This is a genomic window from Vibrio aphrogenes (assembly GCF_002157735.2).
Classification (GTDB): Bacteria; Pseudomonadota; Gammaproteobacteria; order Enterobacterales; family Vibrionaceae; genus Vibrio; species Vibrio aphrogenes.
Genome location: NZ_AP018689.1, coordinates 69,690 through 89,021 on the forward strand (window position 1 = coordinate 69,690; position 19,332 = coordinate 89,021).

At 43.4% G+C, this 19,332-nt stretch carries 10 protein-coding genes, 1 tRNA gene and 3 rRNA genes; 8 read left to right on the forward strand and 6 right to left on the reverse strand.

Translation table 11 applies throughout. From position 1 onward, the window contains the following. Window positions 1-47: 47 nt before the first annotated feature. From VCA1004_RS00350 to hemC, 4 genes are read right to left on the reverse strand one after another with little or no spacing between them, the layout of a single operon-like run. Window positions 48-1,226, reverse strand: coding sequence for a heme biosynthesis HemY N-terminal domain-containing protein (locus tag VCA1004_RS00350; RefSeq protein WP_086981903.1), 1,179 nt, complete (start codon window positions 1,224-1,226; stop codon window positions 48-50). Further along, entirely contained in the window at window positions 1,226-2,323 is a 1,098-nt protein-coding gene (locus tag VCA1004_RS00355; protein WP_086981904.1) for a uroporphyrinogen-III C-methyltransferase, read from the reverse strand. Before VCA1004_RS00355 ends, VCA1004_RS00350 begins: the two co-directional genes overlap by 1 nt. Then, window positions 2,313-3,071: a uroporphyrinogen-III synthase gene (locus tag VCA1004_RS00360; protein WP_086981905.1), complete on the reverse strand. Its 759-nt coding sequence runs from the start codon at window positions 3,069-3,071 to the stop codon at window positions 2,313-2,315. Before VCA1004_RS00360 ends, VCA1004_RS00355 begins: the two co-directional genes overlap by 11 nt. Further along, window positions 3,071-4,009, reverse strand: a complete 939-nt coding sequence (gene hemC, locus VCA1004_RS00365) for a hydroxymethylbilane synthase (RefSeq protein WP_086981906.1) — start codon at window positions 4,007-4,009, stop codon at window positions 3,071-3,073. Before hemC ends, VCA1004_RS00360 begins: the two co-directional genes overlap by 1 nt. A 268-nt stretch (window positions 4,010-4,277) precedes the next feature. Between hemC and VCA1004_RS00370 the strand changes: the two genes are divergently transcribed. Beyond that, window positions 4,278-6,812, forward strand: a complete 2,535-nt coding sequence (locus VCA1004_RS00370; RefSeq protein WP_086981907.1) for a class I adenylate cyclase — start codon at window positions 4,278-4,280, stop codon at window positions 6,810-6,812. 128 nt (window positions 6,813-6,940) lie between these two features. Here the strand turns inward: VCA1004_RS00370 and fadA are convergent, their stop codons facing one another. After that, on the reverse strand, window positions 6,941-8,107 hold the full coding sequence (gene fadA / locus VCA1004_RS00375; protein ID WP_086981908.1) for an acetyl-CoA C-acyltransferase FadA: 1,167 nt from the start codon (window positions 8,105-8,107) through the stop codon (window positions 6,941-6,943). A gap of 24 nt (window positions 8,108-8,131) precedes the next feature. Further along, on the reverse strand, window positions 8,132-10,297 hold the full coding sequence (gene fadB / locus VCA1004_RS00380; RefSeq protein WP_086981909.1) for a fatty acid oxidation complex subunit alpha FadB: 2,166 nt from the start codon (window positions 10,295-10,297) through the stop codon (window positions 8,132-8,134). 211 nt (window positions 10,298-10,508) lie between these two features. Here fadB and VCA1004_RS00385 point away from each other — a divergent pair, with 211 nt between their 5' ends. The 7 genes from VCA1004_RS00385 (at window position 10,509) to VCA1004_RS00415 (ending at window position 18,963) form a co-directional block, all read left to right on the forward strand. Continuing rightward, window positions 10,509-11,162, forward strand: coding sequence for a YigZ family protein (locus VCA1004_RS00385; RefSeq protein WP_086981910.1), 654 nt, complete (start codon window positions 10,509-10,511; stop codon window positions 11,160-11,162). A gap of 13 nt (window positions 11,163-11,175) precedes the next feature. Then, window positions 11,176-12,633 carry a TrkH family potassium uptake protein gene (locus tag VCA1004_RS00390; RefSeq protein WP_086981911.1) on the forward strand — a complete coding sequence of 486 codons (1,458 nt, stop codon included), beginning with the start codon at window positions 11,176-11,178 and terminating at the stop codon, window positions 12,631-12,633. Further along, a complete protein-coding gene (gene hemG, locus VCA1004_RS00395) occupies window positions 12,634-13,164 on the forward strand; it encodes a menaquinone-dependent protoporphyrinogen IX dehydrogenase (protein WP_086981912.1) in 531 nt (176 codons plus the stop codon). Window positions 13,165-13,732: 568 nt separating this feature from the next. After that, a 16S ribosomal RNA gene (locus VCA1004_RS00400) occupies window positions 13,733-15,275 on the forward strand. Window positions 15,276-15,685: 410 nt separating this feature from the next. After that, window positions 15,686-18,573, forward strand: a 23S ribosomal RNA gene (locus VCA1004_RS00405). A gap of 131 nt (window positions 18,574-18,704) precedes the next feature. Further along, window positions 18,705-18,820: ribosomal RNA gene (gene rrf, locus VCA1004_RS00410) — 5S ribosomal RNA — on the forward strand. The 16S, 23S and 5S rRNA genes sit together here with 1 tRNA gene alongside, the layout of an rRNA operon. 66 nt (window positions 18,821-18,886) lie before the next feature. Continuing rightward, window positions 18,887-18,963 (forward strand) — tRNA-Asp (locus VCA1004_RS00415). Window positions 18,964-19,332 lie beyond the last annotated feature (369 nt).

A 19,332-nucleotide genomic window follows, 5' to 3' on the forward strand; every position in this document is an offset into this window, starting at 1 on the left:
TGCCATCATAAAGTGACGAGTGTTGAGGGAATCTCTGAGCTTTAGGATTACTTCTCTATAAGTGATAACGCTTTTCTTGAGACCTCTCCTGCCGCTTGTTTCATATTTTGTTTTTCTAATGAATCCGCTAAGAAGGAATAATCAGCAATACTGATTCGTTGGGTTAAGGCAATTTCAAATTCTTTTTGTGCCTGCGACCACTTTTGTTCCCGTAAATAAAATTGACCTAATACACTATTGATTTCTGGATTATCGGGATGTTTTTTGACTAATCCTTCAAGTAATACGATCACTGGGTGATGATCTGGTAAATCCAATTGAGTCAGCAAGGGTAGAATCTCTGGTGATGGTTGTTGCTTTATCGCATCTCGTAAAATCAGATAAGCCTCTGAGTCTCCTTGATGTAAGATTAATTGCTCGACCATTAGGCTAACCAGATGATTATCTTGCTTCAGCTTTTTAGGCAGTTGACTCCAATAAGCTAATAATCCATCCAATCCTTTTTGTTCTGCGATTTCTTTCATCTTTCCAAGTTGTGCTTGGTAAAACAGTTCGTCATATTCATTTTGGCTGATCAGTTTTGCTTTCTTTAGCTTAGGTAATAATTCGTCTAATGCCGACCATAACTCTAATCCAATATAGGTTTTTTTCAGCAAATTCAAAACAATAGTATTATTAGGATAACGTCCTTTTAATTGCTCTAATTGACTGTGTGCATCGGCATATTGCTTATTTCGCACTAACTGACGAATTTTGGTCATTTCAACCGCTAAGGAATACCCTTCTTGTTGTTCTGCAAGAGTAAGATATTTTTTTCGCTTTGCCTCATCTCCCATGCCTTGAGCAGCTTCAGAGGCAATCAAATAACAAAGTAAGGGCATATCATGATGATTCGCCCAGCGTGTTACTTTCTTTTCTGCCCCTTTCCAATCACCTTCTAATAATTTGATGATACCTTCATTAGTATAACGACGAGCTCGTTTGAGTTTACGTACACTGAACCAATTCCAAGTTGCATTGGTTGCTCGCAACCCTTTTTTAATCATGAACTCAAGTAAAAATAAAGCGGCTAACGTGGCAACAATAAAAATCACTAAGGTTGTTACACTCATTTCGGTCGTAGTATTAGCAAATGAAATGAGTACGTAACCTTGTTGTTCGGAATATTGCGTGCCCACAAATAACCCTAAGCCAAGTACAACGAAGATAAATACTAAGCGAAACATTACTTATCTCCTTGTTCTAATGATGAAATTGAACGACGTAAACGATCTGAGATAAGATCTGTGAGTGGTTTATGACTTTCTAATTTGACTGGATACTCGACGGTAATATCTTTACTTTGTAGTTGCGTAATTTCTTGTTGGAATTTTTGAACCTTGATGGATTGTTGGTTAAAGTATTTTTTTGACCATTCCTGAGTAACGGTTAAAGCAGTTTGATAAAGGTCATTATTTTCTGCATACACCCCTTTGACTGCTGTTTCTAATTTAGCTTTTACATTTTCTTTTAAGTAGAAATGCTGAGTCGGGGATAAGAGAGGGGTGGCATTACCATCTCGCGTTCTAAAAGTAATAAAATGGCTGGCAAAGTTTTTTAATGACGTCATTAAATTGCTTTTCCAATCATTAATATCTTCAGAGACAACTTCTGGTTGTTGCTCCTCTTCTTTGGGCAAGAGTGAGTTAGCGAGCGGCAATTGATCGGTTTCTCGCTGTAAACTAATGAGCTTTAAAATTAACCCTTCACGGTCAATAATCGGTAATGATTTGAGTTGCGTAATATCGGCCGCCATGGCTTTACGCAATGGGACTAGGCTGGGATCGTTGAGAGCAGCAATGCGTTGATCCGCTGAAATCATTAATTGTGTCGCTGATTCTACATCATGTTCTAAAAATAACTTTCGGCCAGCCATTTTTACCAGGTAATCCGCTTCCGCTAACAACCAATCATTTGGACGTCGGCCTTTAATATCAGTGATAGCCAGTTGTAAGCTTTTGATGCTTTTTTCTTGTTGTTCAGCTTGAGTTTCAAGTTTGTGCTGTAATGTTGACGTTTCTTTTTTGATTGCGCTTTGATTTTGTTCTAATTGCGATGCTACATGCGCATTAAGTTGTGTTACTTGCGCTTGTAATTGGCTGATGGTTTTTTGGCTTTGGATATATTGATAGCCTTCAAATGCAATCACTGAACCGGCAACAAGCAGCGCAATAATAATGGCGGCAGAAGCGCGTTTGTGGCCTTTGTTTTTTTTGTTATCCGTTGGAGTAGAAGAGCTGACATCATTCGTCATTTCGTTGGCCTTATTATGATTATCGGTCATATCTTTTTCCTGTAACGTAAGTCTTACTCAGGTAATCCAATAACACAGGATTAGCAGCACTGCCTGTATTAATTATATGTGAAAACTCAAAATGTTCCGCTTGCTGATAAATGCGCTGGCTAGGAACATAGAGTGTTAACTGGGTAACCCAAGATAAATATGACTTAGGTACTTGTGACATAAAAAATGCGAGTTGTTCACCACTGGTGATAACGAGGTGAGAAACACCGTGCATTTTCCATTGCTCCCAGGTGTTATGTTTATTGATAGGCAATGGAACGCGACGATATATTTCATTATATTCAACCATCGCACCACGTGCCTGCAAAGTGTGATGAATCAGTTCTCTACCGCCATTGCCTCGTAATATCAAAATACGCTGATTTTTCACCAACTTCAAAGCTGGTAAGTCCAGTAAGTGTTCGCTGTCACTTATTTGGGGTGAAAGGACTTCTTGTTGAGTAAATTGATGGAGTAATTGCGCGGTTTTTTCTCCAATTGCGAAATACCTAAGATGAGACGGGAAAGGTTGATGATGTTGCTGTAACTCCTGCCATGCCCAATGGACTGCATGTTGACTTACCGCGATGACTAAGTCGCACTGAGACAAGGCCGAGACGAGTTGAGGGCTGTCTTGGCCTTGTCTGAGTTCGATTAAAGGATGGTGAATGCTGGGAATATTGTGTTGTTGTAATGAATGACACAATGCTTCTCCATCCTTACCGGGGCGAGTAACGAGTACGGACATTATTCGCTATGTTCAGAATACAGGTTTTCGAGAATTTGTTTGGCTCCATCACCAAGCAGTTGATTGGCTAATTGGATACCAAGTTGCTCTGCATCCTTTCTTAAGCCTTTAATTTCGCCACGAATAATTTTGCTGCCATCGGGTTCACCGACTAAACCGCGTAACCAAATATTCTCACCATCTAACACGGCATAACTGCCAATTGGTACTTGGCATCCACCTTGTAAGGTTAGGTTCATTGCTCGCTCACATAGAACGCGGTCTGAAGTTTCAATGTCATTTAATGGCAACAGAAGTTCACGTAAACGATGATCATCTAAACGACATTCGATACCGACAGCACCTTGGCCAACAGCGGGTAATGATTCTTCAGGTTCGATAAAGCTACGAATACGCTCTTCGAGATTTAATCGTTTTAGACCTGCAGCCGCTAAGACAATCGCATCGAACTCACCTGCATCAAGTTTTCCTAAACGTGTACCTACATTTCCACGCAGTTCTTTAATGATCAGATCTGGGCGGCGTTCTTTTAATTGGCATTGACGACGTAAACTGCAAGTACCGACAATTGAACCATGAGGCAGTTCATCGACATTGTTATAAGTGTTGGAGACAAAGGCATCTCGAGGGTCGCCACGCTCACAAATGGTGACTAAACCTAACCCTTCAGGAAAGTCGACCGGAACATCTTTCATGGAATGAACCGCGAGATCAGCCTGTCCTTCAAGCATTGCAACTTCGAGCTCTTTCACGAATAATCCTTTACCACCTACCTTGGCGAGTGGAGTATCGAGGATTACGTCACCTTTGGTCACCATAGTGACTAATTCGACTTCAAGCCCTGGGTGTGCTTGTTGTAAAGCATCTTTGACGAAATGGGCTTGCCATAATGCTAAAGGGCTTTTACGGGTAGCAATACGGATAGGGGTTGTTGACATAAAGTGACCTTTTATTCTTGGTAATTGAGTGGTTATCCTATCATTCATTGTATAAAAAACTTACTGTACAACAGTAAATTTGTGGGAAATTTAGAAGAATTTGATGGGCTTCATACTGGACTAAAGTCGTAGTTGTCATCGAATTGTATAATGTTTACCCACAGAGAAAAAAATGTTAAATTGATCACGTTTTAATTCTTAAAGTATTATAAATATTATTGCCTTCATTCCAATGTGGTTGGGAAGTCAGTGTGGTTAGGAAGTTATCTTGCAAGCATACACAGCAGTATTAGTCGACAGATTAGATAAACTCAATCAACAACGAGTTGAGAGAGCGTTGTCTATTATGGATAGCCAAAGCCAGCAAGTCTTTCATCTCATCCCGGTTTTATTGCATTTTAATCATCCCGCCTTACCCGGTTTTAATTCTTCAGCACCATTTGGAATCTGCGATTTCTCTTTAAATCAAATTCAGCTCCAAGTGATTCAAGATTTTGATGATAATGTTGAGCTTTGCAGCCTTGTGCAACCCATGACCGCTCCTGCTCAAATTTTAGCGCTTTATACTATGGGCAGTACCTCGTCGGTTGGTCAGAGCTCATCTAGTGATCTTGATATCTGGGTGTGTGTGTCTCCCGAGATGCCTCAAGTAGACAGAACGCATCTGGTGAATAAGTGTTTGCTGATTACGGAATGGGCGAAAAGTCGTGGTGTGGAAGCCAATTTTTTCTTGATGGATGAAACGCGTTTTCGCACCAATCAATCAGAGGAAATGACCGGAGATAACTGCGGTTCTTCTCAGCATTTATTATTACTGGATGAATTTTACCGTTCTGCGGTGCGTTTAGCTGGACAGCGTTTGTTGTGGCAAATTGTCCCTCCAGAAATGGAAGAATGCTATGACGAATATGTCCAAAAATTATGTTCAAGTGGTTATATTGATTGCTCTCAGTGGATCGATTTTGGACAACTGCACCATATTCCAGCTGAAGAGTATTTTGGTTCTAATTTATGGCAACTGTATAAAAGTATTGATTCACCTTATAAGTCGGTACTGAAGGCCATTTTATTAGAGTCTTATTCGTGGGAATACCCACATCCACAATTATTAAGTGTGGATACCAAGCGTCGTTTTTTTGCTTGTGAGCAGAAAGAATATGGCATGGATAGTTATTATCTTATGCTGCAAAAAGTCACCCAATATTTAGAACGTATTGGTGATTCTCGGCGTTTAGAGCTCGTTCGTCGTTGTTTTTATCTTAAAACACACGTGAAATTATCACGTCAACCGGGACCAAATACGGTCAGTTGGCGTTATTCGGCTTTGCAAGAGTTAGTGGCCAGTTGGGGATGGAGCGACGAGGTAATCGAAACCTTGGATAACCGTCGTCACTGGAAAGTCGAGTTGGTAAAAAAAGTGCATCATGAATTATTAGATGCCTTAATGCTTAGCTATCGTAATTTAATTCAATTTGCACGCCGTCATGACATTACTTCTGCGATTAGCCCACAAGATATCAGTATCTTAGCGCGCAAACTTTACGCTGCATTTGAAATTTTACCGGGTAAGGTGACACTCCTTAATACACAAATATCACCAGATCTGCATGAATCGAACCTGACGTTTATTCAAGTGCCAGAAGGACGCATTAATCAAGCCGGTTGGTATCTCTATAAACAATCATTGAACCCTTATGACATTATTGGCCGAGCGCCGCTCGAACATAACCAATATTTAAGTAAGTTGGTCGCATGGGGATTCTTTAATGGCTTGATCACAGAAGCAACCCACTTGGAAGCCGTTGTTCGTGATGCGGATTTAGATATAGATAAGCTCTATCAAATGGTGAGTGATTTACGTAATACGTTCTCATTACGTAAGCGTCAACCTACGATGCAGGCACTCGCCAGTCCATGTGAGGTCAACCAGCTATCTATTTTTATTAATTTAGAAAGTGACCCCACGGCTAAATTATTACCTCAACAATTAAAGGCTGATAGCAAAGCCAATGTCGATGTATTTAGTTTTTCAGAGAAACAACAGTGTTTAGTCTCGAGTGTTGATTTGGTTTATCGCAATTCTTGGCATGAAGTCCGGACGCTGCATTTTTCCGGTGAAACCTCCATTATTGATGCGCTTAAAACTATCCTAGGTAAAATGCATCAAGATGCGCTACCGCCAGAATCTATCGATGTATTTTGCTATAGCGAACACATGAGAGGCATGATGCGTAACATGGTGTACCAGTTACTGGCGGAATGTATCGAATTGCGTTTAAAACCGGTTGAAAATGATAAACGTCGGCGCTTTAAAGTGCTAAAAGTCGCCAATCAAATGTATGGTTTATTCTTTGAGCGCCGTGGTGTCTCGGTCATGAAGCTGGAAAACTCTATTGATTTTTATAGCAGCATTTCAACCAATAAACTGCAAGGTGCACCTTTACTTAAAGTGGGCACGAATCAAGAGTTACCACCACCGGATATCGTTGATGCTTATGCCAGTGAAGGCTTGATACAGTTTTTCTTTGAAGGTGATGATGACGGTTTTAATATTTACGTCTTAGATGAAAATAATCACGTTGAAGTGTATCGACAATTTGATGGTTGCCGTGATGATATGATCCGTACAGTAAACCGTTTTTATACCAATAATATTCAAGAATCAGGTTCAGATTCTCAATGTAACTTTAACCTCCCACAGTATTATCAAATTATTCATCCTGATAATGGAGAAAGTTATGTGGTGCCTTACCGAAGTAATAGCATGAATAGTGCAAGTCATCAGGAAATGAGCGTTAAGTAACGTTAATCGCACTCATTATCTGACCATCTGATTAGTGTGATTGGTATAACGCTTAGTCGCGGGCTTTGGTTGAATGAAAAAAGGGTTTCCAGCGTGGGAAACCCTTTTTAGCATTGATATGAAGCGAATTATTCCACTCGTTCAAATACCGTGGCAATGCCTTGCCCTAAGCCAATACACATCGTTGCTAAACCAAATTCAACATCCTTGGTTTCCATCAAGTTTATTAAGGTGGTTGAAATTCGTGCCCCTGAACAACCTAATGGGTGACCCAATGCAATTGCGCCGCCATTTAGGTTTACTTTTTCATCCATCACATCGAGTAACCCTAAATCTTTGGCGCAAGGTAGAGCTTGCGCAGCAAAGGCTTCGTTCAGTTCGATCATCCCCATATCTTGGATTGATAAGCCTGCACGTTGCAACGCTTTTTGAGTGGCCGGTACCGGGCCGTATCCCATTGTCGAGGGATCGCAACCGGCAACGGCCATGGCACGAATCCGTGCTCGGATGGGTAAGCCAAGCGCTTTTGCTTTATTCTCACTCATGATCAGCATTGCTGAAGCACCGTCAGATAGCGCCGATGAGGTTCCAGCGGTGACGGTTCCATGAGCCGGGTCAAAGACAGGTCGTAATTGAGACAAGCTTTCGACGGTGGTTTCTGGGCGTATCACTTCATCAAAATCAAAAAGTTGTAATGAACCATCGGCATTATGACCTTCTGTGGCTAAGATTTCATTTTTGAAGCGACCTTCTAGGGTTGCGGCGTGTGCTCTTTGGTGGGAGCGAGCACCAAATTCATCTTGTGCTTGGCGAGTGATGCCGTGTAGTTTTCCAAGCATTTCAGCTGTTAACCCCATCATTCCTGCCGCTTTTGCGATATTTTTTGCCAAGCCAGGATGGAAATCAACGCCGTGATTCATAGGGACATGCCCCATGTGCTCGACGCCACCAATCAAACAAATCTCTGCATCGCCCACCATGATGGCACGTGACGCATCATGTAGCGCTTGCATGGAAGAGCCACATAAGCGGTTGACAGTAACGGCACCAACATTTTTAGGAATGCCCGCCAATAATGAAGCATTACGTGCAATATTGAAGCCTTGCTCAAGAGTTTGTTGCACACAGCCCCAATACACATCTTCAATTTGAGTTGGGTCGAGTTTAGGATTGCGCTTTAACAAGCCTTTCATTAAATGAGCGGAAAGATCTTCTGCACGCACATGGCGAAAAGCACCCGCCTTAGAACGACCCATTGGGGTACGAATACAATCTACAATTACTACATTATTCATTTTGATGTTCCTTATCCAACGTCATTAAATGCTTGTGCTTTGGTTTGAATAAAATGTTTCGCCTTTTTCTGCCATTTCGATCAGCAGTTGTGGTACGCGATACATTGGACCTAGCTCAGAAAATTGTGACGCAGTCTGGATGTAGTTGTTCAGACCGATACTATCTAAGTAACGGAAGACGCCACCACGGAAAGGAGGGAATCCAAGTCCATAGATGAGTGCCATATCTGCTTCTTGCGGGGAGGCAATAATGCTTTCTTCTAGACACAACACCACTTCATTGATCATCGGGATCATGGTGCGATTAATAATGTCTTCATCAGAGAAGGTTTTACTATCCGCCGTCACTTCTTTTAATAGCGTTAAAATACTTGGGTCGAAGGTTTTGGTTGGCTTTCCTTTTTTATCTAGAGTGTAAGTGTAAAAACCATGACCATTTTTTTGACCGTATTTTTGGGCGTGATATAAAACATCAATCGCATCTTTACCTTGTTTACCCATGCGCTCAGGAAAGCCTTGTGCCATTACTTCTTGAGCGTGGTGTGCAGTATCAATACCCACGACATCCAGTAAGTAAGCCGGCCCCATCGGCCAACCAAATTGACGTTCCATCACTTTATCGATTTGCGTGAAGTCAGCCCCATCTCGCATTAATAAACTAAAGCCACCAAAATAAGGGAATAGGACTCGGTTGACAAAGAACCCTGGACAATCATTAACCACGATAGGCGATTTACCCATTTGCGCTGCGTAAGCCACGACCTTGTTGATGGTATCTTCGGAAGTGTGTTCACCACGAATAATTTCTACCAGTGGCATTCGGTGTACTGGGTTAAAGAAGTGCATACCACAGAAGTTTTCTGGATGTTTGACTGCTTTTGCCAATTGGTTAATTGGAATGGTGGAAGTATTTGACGCAATGATTGCGCCTTGTTTTGCATGCTGTTCAACCTCGGCTAATACTGCTGCTTTAACTTTAGGATTTTCAACCACAGCTTCCACGATAATATCGGCTTGTTCAATACCGGAGTAATGCAAACTAGGCGTGATGGCTGCTAAGACTTTTGCTAGTTTGAAACCATCAATTTTTCCTCGTTCTAGCTGCTTATTTAGCAATTTTGATGCTTCATTCATGCCGAGATCAAGCGAGGATTGGGCAATGTCTTTCATTAAAACTGGGATGCCTTTGGAGGCTGATTGGTAAGCGATTCCTCCTCCCATGATACCAGCACCTAAAACGGCGGCGCGTTGTGTTTTGGTGGCTTCTTTCGTGGCTTTTTTAGCGATAGCTTTAATGTATTGATCATTTAAAAAGAGGCCGATTAAAGCTTGAGCAGTATCACTTTTGGCTACGTGAGCAAAAGAGTTTCTCTCAATCTCTAATGCACCATCTCGCTCGAAGGTCGCAGCTTCTTCAATGGCTTTGACTGAAGCAATGGGTGCGGGGTAATGTGGGCCTGCTTTGGCGGAAATCATCCCCTTTGCGGTGGTAAAGCTCATTAAGGCTTCAACTTTGCTCAAGGGTAAAGGTGCCATTTTTTGCTGGCGGCGAGCTTGCCAGTCAATATGGCCACTTTGTGCTTGTTGCATGGTGAGTAGCGCTGAGCTTTCAAGTTGGTCGGAGCTTACTATGGCATCTAATAAGCCCAATTTGAGCGCTTCATCGGCTTTTTGTAGTTTGGCGGTAGCGATCATTTCCATGGCATTATCCGCTCCGATTAATCGAGGTAGACGTACTGTCCCTCCAAAACCAGGGATAATGCCGAGTTTAGTTTCTGGTAAACCAATTAATGCCGTGTGATCACCAATACGTAAGTCAGTTGATAAAATCAATTCACAGCCGCCACCTAAGGCAAAGCCTTTAATCACAGATAAAGTTGGAAACGGCAAATCTTCGAGCTTGCAAAAGATATCGTTAGCGTATTTTATCCAGTGTTTTAGCTCTTCAATGGGTTGGGCAAAGAGACCTAAAAATTCTTTGATATTAGCCCCAGCAATGAAGGAGTCTTTATCGGAATTAAGTATTAAACCTGTGACATTAGGTTGAGACTTGATGGCATCAAGCGCTTCATCTAATGCTTTTAGTGCATCAGAGCCGAGGGTATTCACGGAGGCGTTTTCACTGAATGTCAGTTGAACGATACCGTCTTGCAATTCCTTTACGTGTAGGGCCGTATGTTGGTAAATCATTGTCTATCTCCATGACGAACAAAGGTGATTGTTGTAGAGAACTTATTATAATTTTTTCTGGTTTGACCAGATTGTTATAGTCTTGATCGTATAAATGTTAACTTCAATAACAATTCAAACAATTGTTTGAAATATGTGCGCGGGGTCATTTTGTCTATCCATAAACGCTTGATCACATGTTAGACTGAGCAACTTTATTTTGGAGGGTGTGATGAGCGATCAACCGTATTTAATACCGCGAGAGAATGTCGTCTTTGAAGAAGAAATAAAAAAGAGTGTCTTTATCACCCAACTTGCACATACCCCAAGTATTGACAGCGCTAAGCAATTTATCGAACACGTCAAAGCACAACATGCCAGTGCAAGGCATAACTGCTGGGGATTTGTCGCGGGCCGTCCTAATGATTCATTATTATGGGGATTCAGTGATGATGGTGAACCTTCTGGTACTGCGGGTAAACCGATTTTAGCCCAATTATCAGGTTCGGGGGTTGGCGAAATGACGGCGGTGGTAACGCGTTACTCTGGTGGTATTAAGTTAGGAACCGGCGGTTTAGTGAAAGCCTATGGCGGAGGGGTACAGCAAGCTCTCAAGCAACTTCAAACAATTGAGAAAAAGATCATGACTCAATTGCAGCTAAGGTTAGACTATCCATTAATGCCATTAGTACAATCGATTTTAGGGCAATTTCATACTCAACAATTGGATGCTCAATTTGATAGTGAAGTGGTGTTATTGATCGAAGTGGATAAACGGGAAGAGAATCTCTTTACCCAAACATTAATTAATAAAAGTGGTGCGAAAGTGTTGATTCAAGAGATGTCAGTTCGTTCATCAAATAATACAAGGAATGTGGAAGCTTAGCTTCTTAGCACGTATGCAGTTTCGTTCAATTATTCGGATAATAGGCTTATTATTAGCCTTATTTAGTGTATCAATGCTAGCTCCTGCGCTGGTGGCCTTAATTTATCGTGATGGTGCCGGTGTACCTTTCGTGACGACCTTTTTTGTTCTGCTACTTTGTGGTGGGATCTGCTGGTTTCCTAATCGCGATAAAAAGTCGGATTTAAAAGCACGGGATGGCTTCTTGATTGTGGTCCTGTTTTGGACCGTAATCGGTAGTGCGGGGGCATTACCGTTATGGTTATCACCTAATCCTGATGTTTCTGTCACTGACGCCTTCTTTGAGTCTTTTTCAGCCTTAACTACCACAGGGGCGACGACAATTGTCGGACTGGATCACTTGCCCAAAGCGATTTTATTCTATCGCCAGTTCTTACAATGGTTTGGGGGGATGGGGATTATTGTCCTGGCCGTTGCTATTTTACCAATTCTTGGCATCGGTGGAATGCAGTTATACCGTGCAGAAATTCCAGGGCCGGTAAAAGATAGCAAAATGACACCACGTATTGCCGAGACAGCGAAAGTGCTGTGGTACATTTACCTCAGCCTTACCATTGCTTGTGCATTGGCTTTTTGGTTGGCGGGCATGAGTGTGTTTGATGCGATTTGTCATAGCTTTTCAACCATAGCGATCGGTGGGTTTTCCACTCATGATGCCAGTATGGGGTATTTTAATAGTCCAGTGATCAACATGATTACCGTCGTCTTCTTATTGATCTCTGCCTGTAATTTCTCGCTGCACTTTGCCGTTTTTGCTTCAGGTGGTGTTCATCCTAAGTACTATTGGCGCGATCCGGAATTTAGAGCATTTATTACGATTCAGGTATTACTCTTTTTATTGTGTTTCTTTATTTTACTGTCTCATAATAATGACTTAACTACCTTTGAAACGTTCGACCAAGTGTTGTTCCAAACGGTTTCCATTTCAACAACGGCCGGTTTTACGACCACCGGTTTTTCTCAATGGCCATTATTTTTACCGGTCTTATTGTTATTTTCTTCTTTTATAGGCGGGTGTGCAGGCTCGACCGGCGGCGGCTTAAAAGTGATTCGTGTTTTGTTATTGACTCTACAGGGTGGGCGAGAGCTAAAGCGGTTAGTTCACCCTAGAGCGGTTTTTCCAATCAAGATTGGCGATAAAGCTCTACCTCAACGTGTCGTGGATGCGGTTTGGGGGTTCTTCTCTGCTTACGCACTCGTTTTTGTGCTTTGTATGTTAGGTTTGATTGCGACAGGTATGGATGAGCTCAGCGCTTTTTCTGCGATAGCCGCCACTTTAAATAACTTGGGGCCAGGACTTGGAGATGTGTCCGTTCATTTTGCTAACGTGAATGATGCTGCTAAGTGGGTATTAATTATTTCCATGTTATTTGGGCGACTAGAAGTCTTTACCTTACTTATTTTATTTACACCGACATTTTGGAAAAGTTAAATGCACGAAAAAAAATACCTCATCTTGTATTCCACCCAAGAAGGGCAGACCTACAAAATTGCCCAATATATGGCTCAAGAATTAGGGGAAAGTCATTGTAACCTCATTAATCTACACGAAGCGCATACTGTCGACTTTGGTTTGTATCATACCCTTATTATTGGGGCCTCTATTCGTTACGGACGTTTTAATAAGAAACTCTATCGTTTTATTGACCGTCATCTAGCACAATTAAACGCTGCTGATGCCTACTTCTATAGTGTCAATCTGACAGCTCGTAAAGAAGGCAAGGATACACCAGAAGGTAGTGTCTATATTCAGACGTTCTTGAAGAAATCTCCATGGAAACCGAAAAAGATTGGTGTTTTTGCTGGGGCACTATTATATCCACGTTATTCTTGGTTTGATCGAATGATGATTCAATTGATTATGAGAATGACCAAAGGTGAAACGGATACAAGTAAAGAAGTGGAATACACAAATTGGGAAAAAGTGACTCAATTTACAAAAAGCATCGAGAAATCGCTGTAAAAAGTAGCAAAAATAAAAGCTTTAGTGTCTTTTTTGAACGAACGGTAAATAAAAACAAAAAAACGTAAAAAATGGCTTGCCAAGCTAAGTTAACTCTCTATAATGCGACCTCACTGACACGGAGCACGCAGCCAAGCTGCAGCACGGGTTAGAGGTCAAAACCTTCTCAAAAAGGTTTGCGAAAAAAAGTTGTAAGAAAGTGTTTGACACTAACTTTTAAAGCGCTAGAATGGCCGCCCTGTTCAACGAGATGCACTAAGCATTATCGATAAGAACAACGCTCTTTAACAATTTAAACCTATCAATCTGTGTGGGCACTCGTTGATGATAATCAAAAAGATTTATCAATGAACTGAGTGACCAAACGGCTATTAAAAGAGTCAGCCTTGAGCTGGTTTGATTTCACTTTTTAAAGTGAAAATAAATAATAGCGGCACAGTCAATTCATTATCTATCTGTTGGATAGATAATAGCTTTAAAGTTACTTCTTCTTTTTAAGAAGAATAGTTTTGAAGTCAGTATTCGTTGAGCCGGTCGTCTCTTTATTTAAGAGCGGCCACAAAAACTTTAATTGAAGAGTTTGATCATGGCTCAGATTGAACGCTGGCGGCAGGCCTAACACATGCAAGTCGAGCGGTAACAGGAAATAGCTTGCTATTTCGCTGACGAGCGGCGGACGGGTGAGTAATGCATAGGAAGTTGCCCAGTAGAGGGGGATAACCATTGGAAACGATGGCTAATACCGCATAACCTCTTCGGAGCAAAGCAGGGGACCTTCGGGCCTTGCGCTATTGGATACGCCTATGTGGGATTAGCTAGTTGGTGAGGTAATGGCTCACCAAGGCAACGATCCCTAGCTGGTCTGAGAGGATGATCAGCCACACTGGGACTGAGACACGGCCCAGACTCCTACGGGAGGCAGCAGTGGGGAATATTGCACAATGGGCGAAAGCCTGATGCAGCCATGCCGCGTGTATGAAGAAGGCCTTCGGGTTGTAAAGTACTTTCAGTTGTGAGGAAGGTTTCGTAGTTAATAACTGCGTTGCTTGACGTTAGCAACAGAAGAAGCACCGGCTAACTCCGTGCCAGCAGCCGCGGTAATACGGAGGGTGCGAGCGTTAATCGGAATTACTGGGCGTAAAGCGCATGCAGGTGGTTTGTTAAGTCAGATGTGAAAGCCCGGGGCTCAACCTCGGAAGGTCATTTGAAACTGGCAAACTAGAGTACTGTAGAGGGGGGTAGAATTTCAGGTGTAGCGGTGAAATGCGTAGAGATCTGAAGGAATACCAGTGGCGAAGGCGGCCCCCTGGACAGATACTGACACTCAGATGCGAAAGCGTGGGGAGCAAACAGGATTAGATACCCTGGTAGTCCACGCCGTAAACGATGTCTACTTGGAGGTTGTGGCCTTGAGCCGTGGCTTTCGGAGCTAACGCGTTAAGTAGACCGCCTGGGGAGTACGGTCGCAAGATTAAAACTCAAATGAATTGACGGGGGCCCGCACAAGCGGTGGAGCATGTGGTTTAATTCGATGCAACGCGAAGAACCTTACCTACTCTTGACATCCAGAGAAGCCAGTAGAGATACAGGTGTGCCTTCGGGAGCTCTGAGACAGGTGCTGCATGGCTGTCGTCAGCTCGTGTTGTGAAATGTTGGGTTAAGTCCCGCAACGAGCGCAACCCTTATCCTTGTTTGCCAGCGAGTAATGTCGGGAACTCCAGGGAGACTGCCGGTGATAAACCGGAGGAAGGTGGGGACGACGTCAAGTCATCATGGCCCTTACGAGTAGGGCTACACACGTGCTACAATGGCGCATACAGAGGGCAGCGAACTTGCGAAAGTAAGCGAATCCCAAAAAGTGCGTCGTAGTCCGGATTGGAGTCTGCAACTCGACTCCATGAAGTCGGAATCGCTAGTAATCGTGGATCAGAATGCCACGGTGAATACGTTCCCGGGCCTTGTACACACCGCCCGTCACACCATGGGAGTGGGCTGCAAAAGAAGTAGGTAGTTTAACCTTCGGGAGGACGCTTACCACTTTGTGGTTCATGACTGGGGTGAAGTCGTAACAAGGTAGCCCTAGGGGAACCTGGGGCTGGATCACCTCCTTATACGAAGATTATTTTTGATGAGTACCCACACAGATTGATTAGGTTTACTTAGATTAAAGTAGAGTTTTAATGAATGACTTCGGTTATTGATTAAAGCTTTATGCTTTATGCTCTTTAACAATTTGGAAAGCTGACTGATAGCTTAATTTGTTTTTACTTTTGAAAAAGTAAAATAAAACAGCTCAAGGCTGTAATTAAGTTATCAAATAAAAGTTCTCAATGTTTATCTTTAAGATAAACACACAACACACATTCAAGTGTCTTGTATTCTAGTTTTTATCTACTTTTTCATAAAAGTAGGCAAAAACATCTATTGAGTCCGGCAACGATATTTAAGATTACCCTCTTAAATATCAACAAACTAAAACCTTATTTAGTTGAACATACATAAAGACCCTTTTGGGTTGTATGGTTAAGTGAATAAGCGTACACGGTGGATGCCTAGGCAGTCAGAGGCGATGAAGGACGTATTAACTTGCGATAAGCGTAGATTAGGCAGTAAAAGCCACTTGAGTCTACGATTTCCGAATGGGGAAACCCAGTTGCATAAGCAACTATCATTAACTGAATACATAGGTTAATGAGGCGAACTCGGGGAACTGAAACATCTAAGTACCCGAAGGAAGAGAAATCAACCGAGATTCCGAAAGTAGCGGCGAGCGAAATTGGATTAGCCCTTAAGCTTTTAATGATGCAGGTGAACAAGCTGGAAAGCTTGGCGATACAGGGTGATAGCCCCGTAACCGACACATCATAATCAGTGAAATCGAGTAAGGCGGGACACGTGTTATCCTGTCTGAATATGGGGGGACCATCCTCCAAGGCTAAATACTCCTGACTGACCGATAGTGAACCAGTACCGTGAGGGAAAGGCGAAAAGAACCCCTGTGAGGGGAGTGAAATAGAACCTGAAACCGTGTACGTACAAGCAGTAGGAGCACCTTCGTGGTGTGACTGCGTACCTTTTGTATAATGGGTCAGCGACTTATATTTAGTAGCAAGGTTAACCGTATAGGGGAGCCGTAGGGAAACCGAGTCTTAACTGGGCGTCGAGTTGCTAGGTATAGACCCGAAACCAGGTGATCTAGCCATGGGCAGGTTGAAGATTGAGTAACATCAATTGGAGGACCGAACCGACTAATGTTGAAAAATTAGCGGATGACTTGTGGCTAGGGGTGAAAGGCCAATCAAACCTGGAGATAGCTGGTTCTCCCCGAAAGCTATTTAGGTAGCGCCTCGGACGAATACTACTGGGGGTAGAGCACTGTTAAGGCTAGGGGGTCATCCCGACTTACCAACCCTTTGCAAACTCCGAATACCAGTAAGTACTATCCGGGAGACACACGGCGGGTGCTAACGTCCGTCGTGGAGAGGGAAACAACCCAGACCGCCAGCTAAGGTCCCAAAGTATAGCTAAGTGGGAAACGATGTGGGAAGGCTCAGACAGCCAGGATGTTGGCTTAGAAGCAGCCATCATTTAAAGAAAGCGTAATAGCTCACTGGTCGAGTCGGCCTGCGCGGAAGATGTAACGGGGCTAAGCTATACACCGAAGCTGCGGCAGTACAGTTTACTGTGCTGGGTAGGGGAGCGTTCTGTAAGCCGTTGAAGGTGAACTGAGAAGTTTGCTGGAGGTATCAGAAGTGCGAATGCTGACATGAGTAACGATAAAGGGAGTGAAAAACTCCCTCGCCGGAAGACCAAGGGTTCCTGTCCAACGTTAATCGGGGCAGGGTAAGTCGACCCCTAAGGCGAGGCTGAAAAGCGTAGTCGATGGGAAACGGGTTAATATTCCCGTACTTCTTACAAATGCGATGGGGGGACGGAGAAGGCTAGGTGGGCCTGGCGATGGTTGTCCAGGTTCAAGTGCGTAGGCTGATTTCTTAGGTAAATCCGGGAAATCTTAAGGCCGAGACACGACGTCGAGCTACTACGGTAGTGAAGTCATTGATGCCATGCTTCCAGGAAAAGCCTCTAAGCTTCAGTTTGTAAGAAATCGTACCCCAAACCGACACAGGTGGTCGGGTAGAGAATACCAAGGCGCTTGAGAGAACTCGGGTGAAGGAACTAGGCAAAATGGTACCGTAACTTCGGGAGAAGGTACGCTCCTAGCGGTGATGAGACTTGCTCTCTAAGCTGCCGGGAGTCGCAGATACCAGGTGGCTGCAACTGTTTATTAAAAACACAGCACTGTGCAAAATCGTAAGATGACGTATACGGTGTGACGCCTGCCCGGTGCCGGAAGGTTAATTGATGGGGTTATCTTCGGAGAAGCTCTTGATCGAAGCCCCGGTAAACGGCGGCCGTAACTATAACGGTCCTAAGGTAGCGAAATTCCTTGTCGGGTAAGTTCCGACCTGCACGAATGGCGTAATGATGGCCACGCTGTCTCCACCCGAGACTCAGTGAAATTGAAATCGCTGTGAAGATGCAGTGTACCCGCGGCTAGACGGAAAGACCCCGTGAACCTTTACTACAGCTTGGCACTGAACATTGACCCTACATGTGTAGGATAGGTGGGAGACTTTGAAGCATTCACGCCAGTGGATGTGGAGTCAACCTTGAAATACCACCCTTGTAGTGTTGATGTTCTAACTTAGCCCCATTATCTGGGGTGAGGACAGTGCCTGGTGGGTAGTTTGACTGGGGCGGTCTCCTCCCAAAGAGTAACGGAGGAGCACGAAGGTGGGCTAAACACGGTTGGACATCGTGTGGTTAGTGCAATGGCATAAGCCCGCTTGACTGCGAGAATGACAATTCGAGCAGGTGCGAAAGCAGGTCATAGTGATCCGGTGGTTCTGAATGGAAGGGCCATCGCTCAACGGATAAAAGGTACTCCGGGGATAACAGGCTGATACCGCCCAAGAGTTCATATCGACGGCGGTGTTTGGCACCTCGATGTCGGCTCATCACATCCTGGGGCTGAAGTCGGTCCCAAGGGTATGGCTGTTCGCCATTTAAAGTGGTACGCGAGCTGGGTTTAGAACGTCGTGAGACAGTTCGGTCCCTATCTGCCGTGGGCGTTGGAAGATTGAAGGGGGCTGCTCCTAGTACGAGAGGACCGGAGTGGACGAACCTCTGGTGTTCGGGTTGTCATGCCAATGGCATTGCCCGGTAGCTAAGTTCGGAATCGATAAGTGCTGAAAGCATCTAAGCACGAAGCGAGCCCTGAGATGAGTCTTCCCTGGCACTTTAAGTGTCCTAAAGGGTTGTTCGAGACTAGAACGTTGATAGGTTGGGTGTGTAAGCGCTGCGAGGCGTTGAGCTAACCAATACTAATTGCCCGTGAGGCTTAACCATACAACACCTAAAGGGTTTTGATGGACTTAATAGATATAAGACATGCTTGAATGAGTGTGAGAACGAGTTAGAGATAACAAAGCAGCTTTCCGAATTAAGTTAAACGCTTGAGCGTTTAACAAAAGAATTTGCTTGGCGACCATAGCGCTTTGGACCCACCTGATTCCATGCCGAACTCAGAAGTGAAACGAAGTAGCGCCGATGGTAGTGTGGGGTCTCCCCATGTGAGAGTAGGACATCGCCAGGCTTTAATTTTTTATTTTAGTTTTCAAAAAACTAAAATAAACAAATATTTATACTGAATAGACACTGTGGAGTGGTAGTTCAGTTGGTTAGAATACCGGCCTGTCACGCCGGGGGTCGCGGGTTCGAGTCCCGTCCACTCCGCCACTTACATATCTTGAATAAAGAGTAAGAAGCCCGATTCGTAAGAGTCGGGCTTTTTTACGTCTGTAGAAAATGAAATATCCAATATGAATATAGATAATCTCAATGGTACTAATTCCAATTGTAGTAATTATCTGATCATTCTTGCTTGTTAAAAGGCTCGATAACCTGGGTTTAACTTTTCGTTTTTAAAAAAGTTAATTGTAAACCAACGAGTTATCAAAAATTTCAGCCTTGCTATTAAGCCTTTTTCTTATGTCATTTCTGACCTTCTAATTCCTGTGATGAGCATAAATTAAGAAAAGTCTCGTCAATTTTATCTATTCTTATATTAAATATAGAGTCAGTCTTTTATCTGTGTACATCAGTTTA

Bases quoted from the DNA above. Each gene is read 5' to 3' on its own strand.
- VCA1004_RS00385 (WP_086981910.1), top strand. From the start codon at position 10,509: ATGAGCGATCAACCGTATTTAATACCGCGAGAGAATGTCGTCTTTGAA.
- VCA1004_RS00360 (WP_086981905.1), bottom strand. From the start codon at position 3,071: ATGTCCGTACTCGTTACTCGCCCCGGTAAGGATGGAGAAGCATTGTGT.
- VCA1004_RS00355 (WP_086981904.1), bottom strand. From the start codon at position 2,323: ATGACCGATAATCATAATAAGGCCAACGAAATGACGAATGATGTCAGC.
- hemC (WP_086981906.1), bottom strand. From the start codon at position 4,009: ATGTCAACAACCCCTATCCGTATTGCTACCCGTAAAAGCCCTTTAGCA.
- VCA1004_RS00350 (WP_086981903.1), bottom strand. From the start codon at position 1,226: ATGTTTCGCTTAGTATTTATCTTCGTTGTACTTGGCTTAGGGTTATTT.
- VCA1004_RS00390 (WP_086981911.1), top strand. From the start codon at position 11,176: ATGCAGTTTCGTTCAATTATTCGGATAATAGGCTTATTATTAGCCTTA.
- fadA (WP_086981908.1), bottom strand. From the start codon at position 8,107: ATGAATAATGTAGTAATTGTAGATTGTATTCGTACCCCAATGGGTCGT.
- fadB (WP_086981909.1), bottom strand. From the start codon at position 10,297: ATGATTTACCAACATACGGCCCTACACGTAAAGGAATTGCAAGACGGT.
- hemG (WP_086981912.1), top strand. From the start codon at position 12,634: ATGCACGAAAAAAAATACCTCATCTTGTATTCCACCCAAGAAGGGCAG.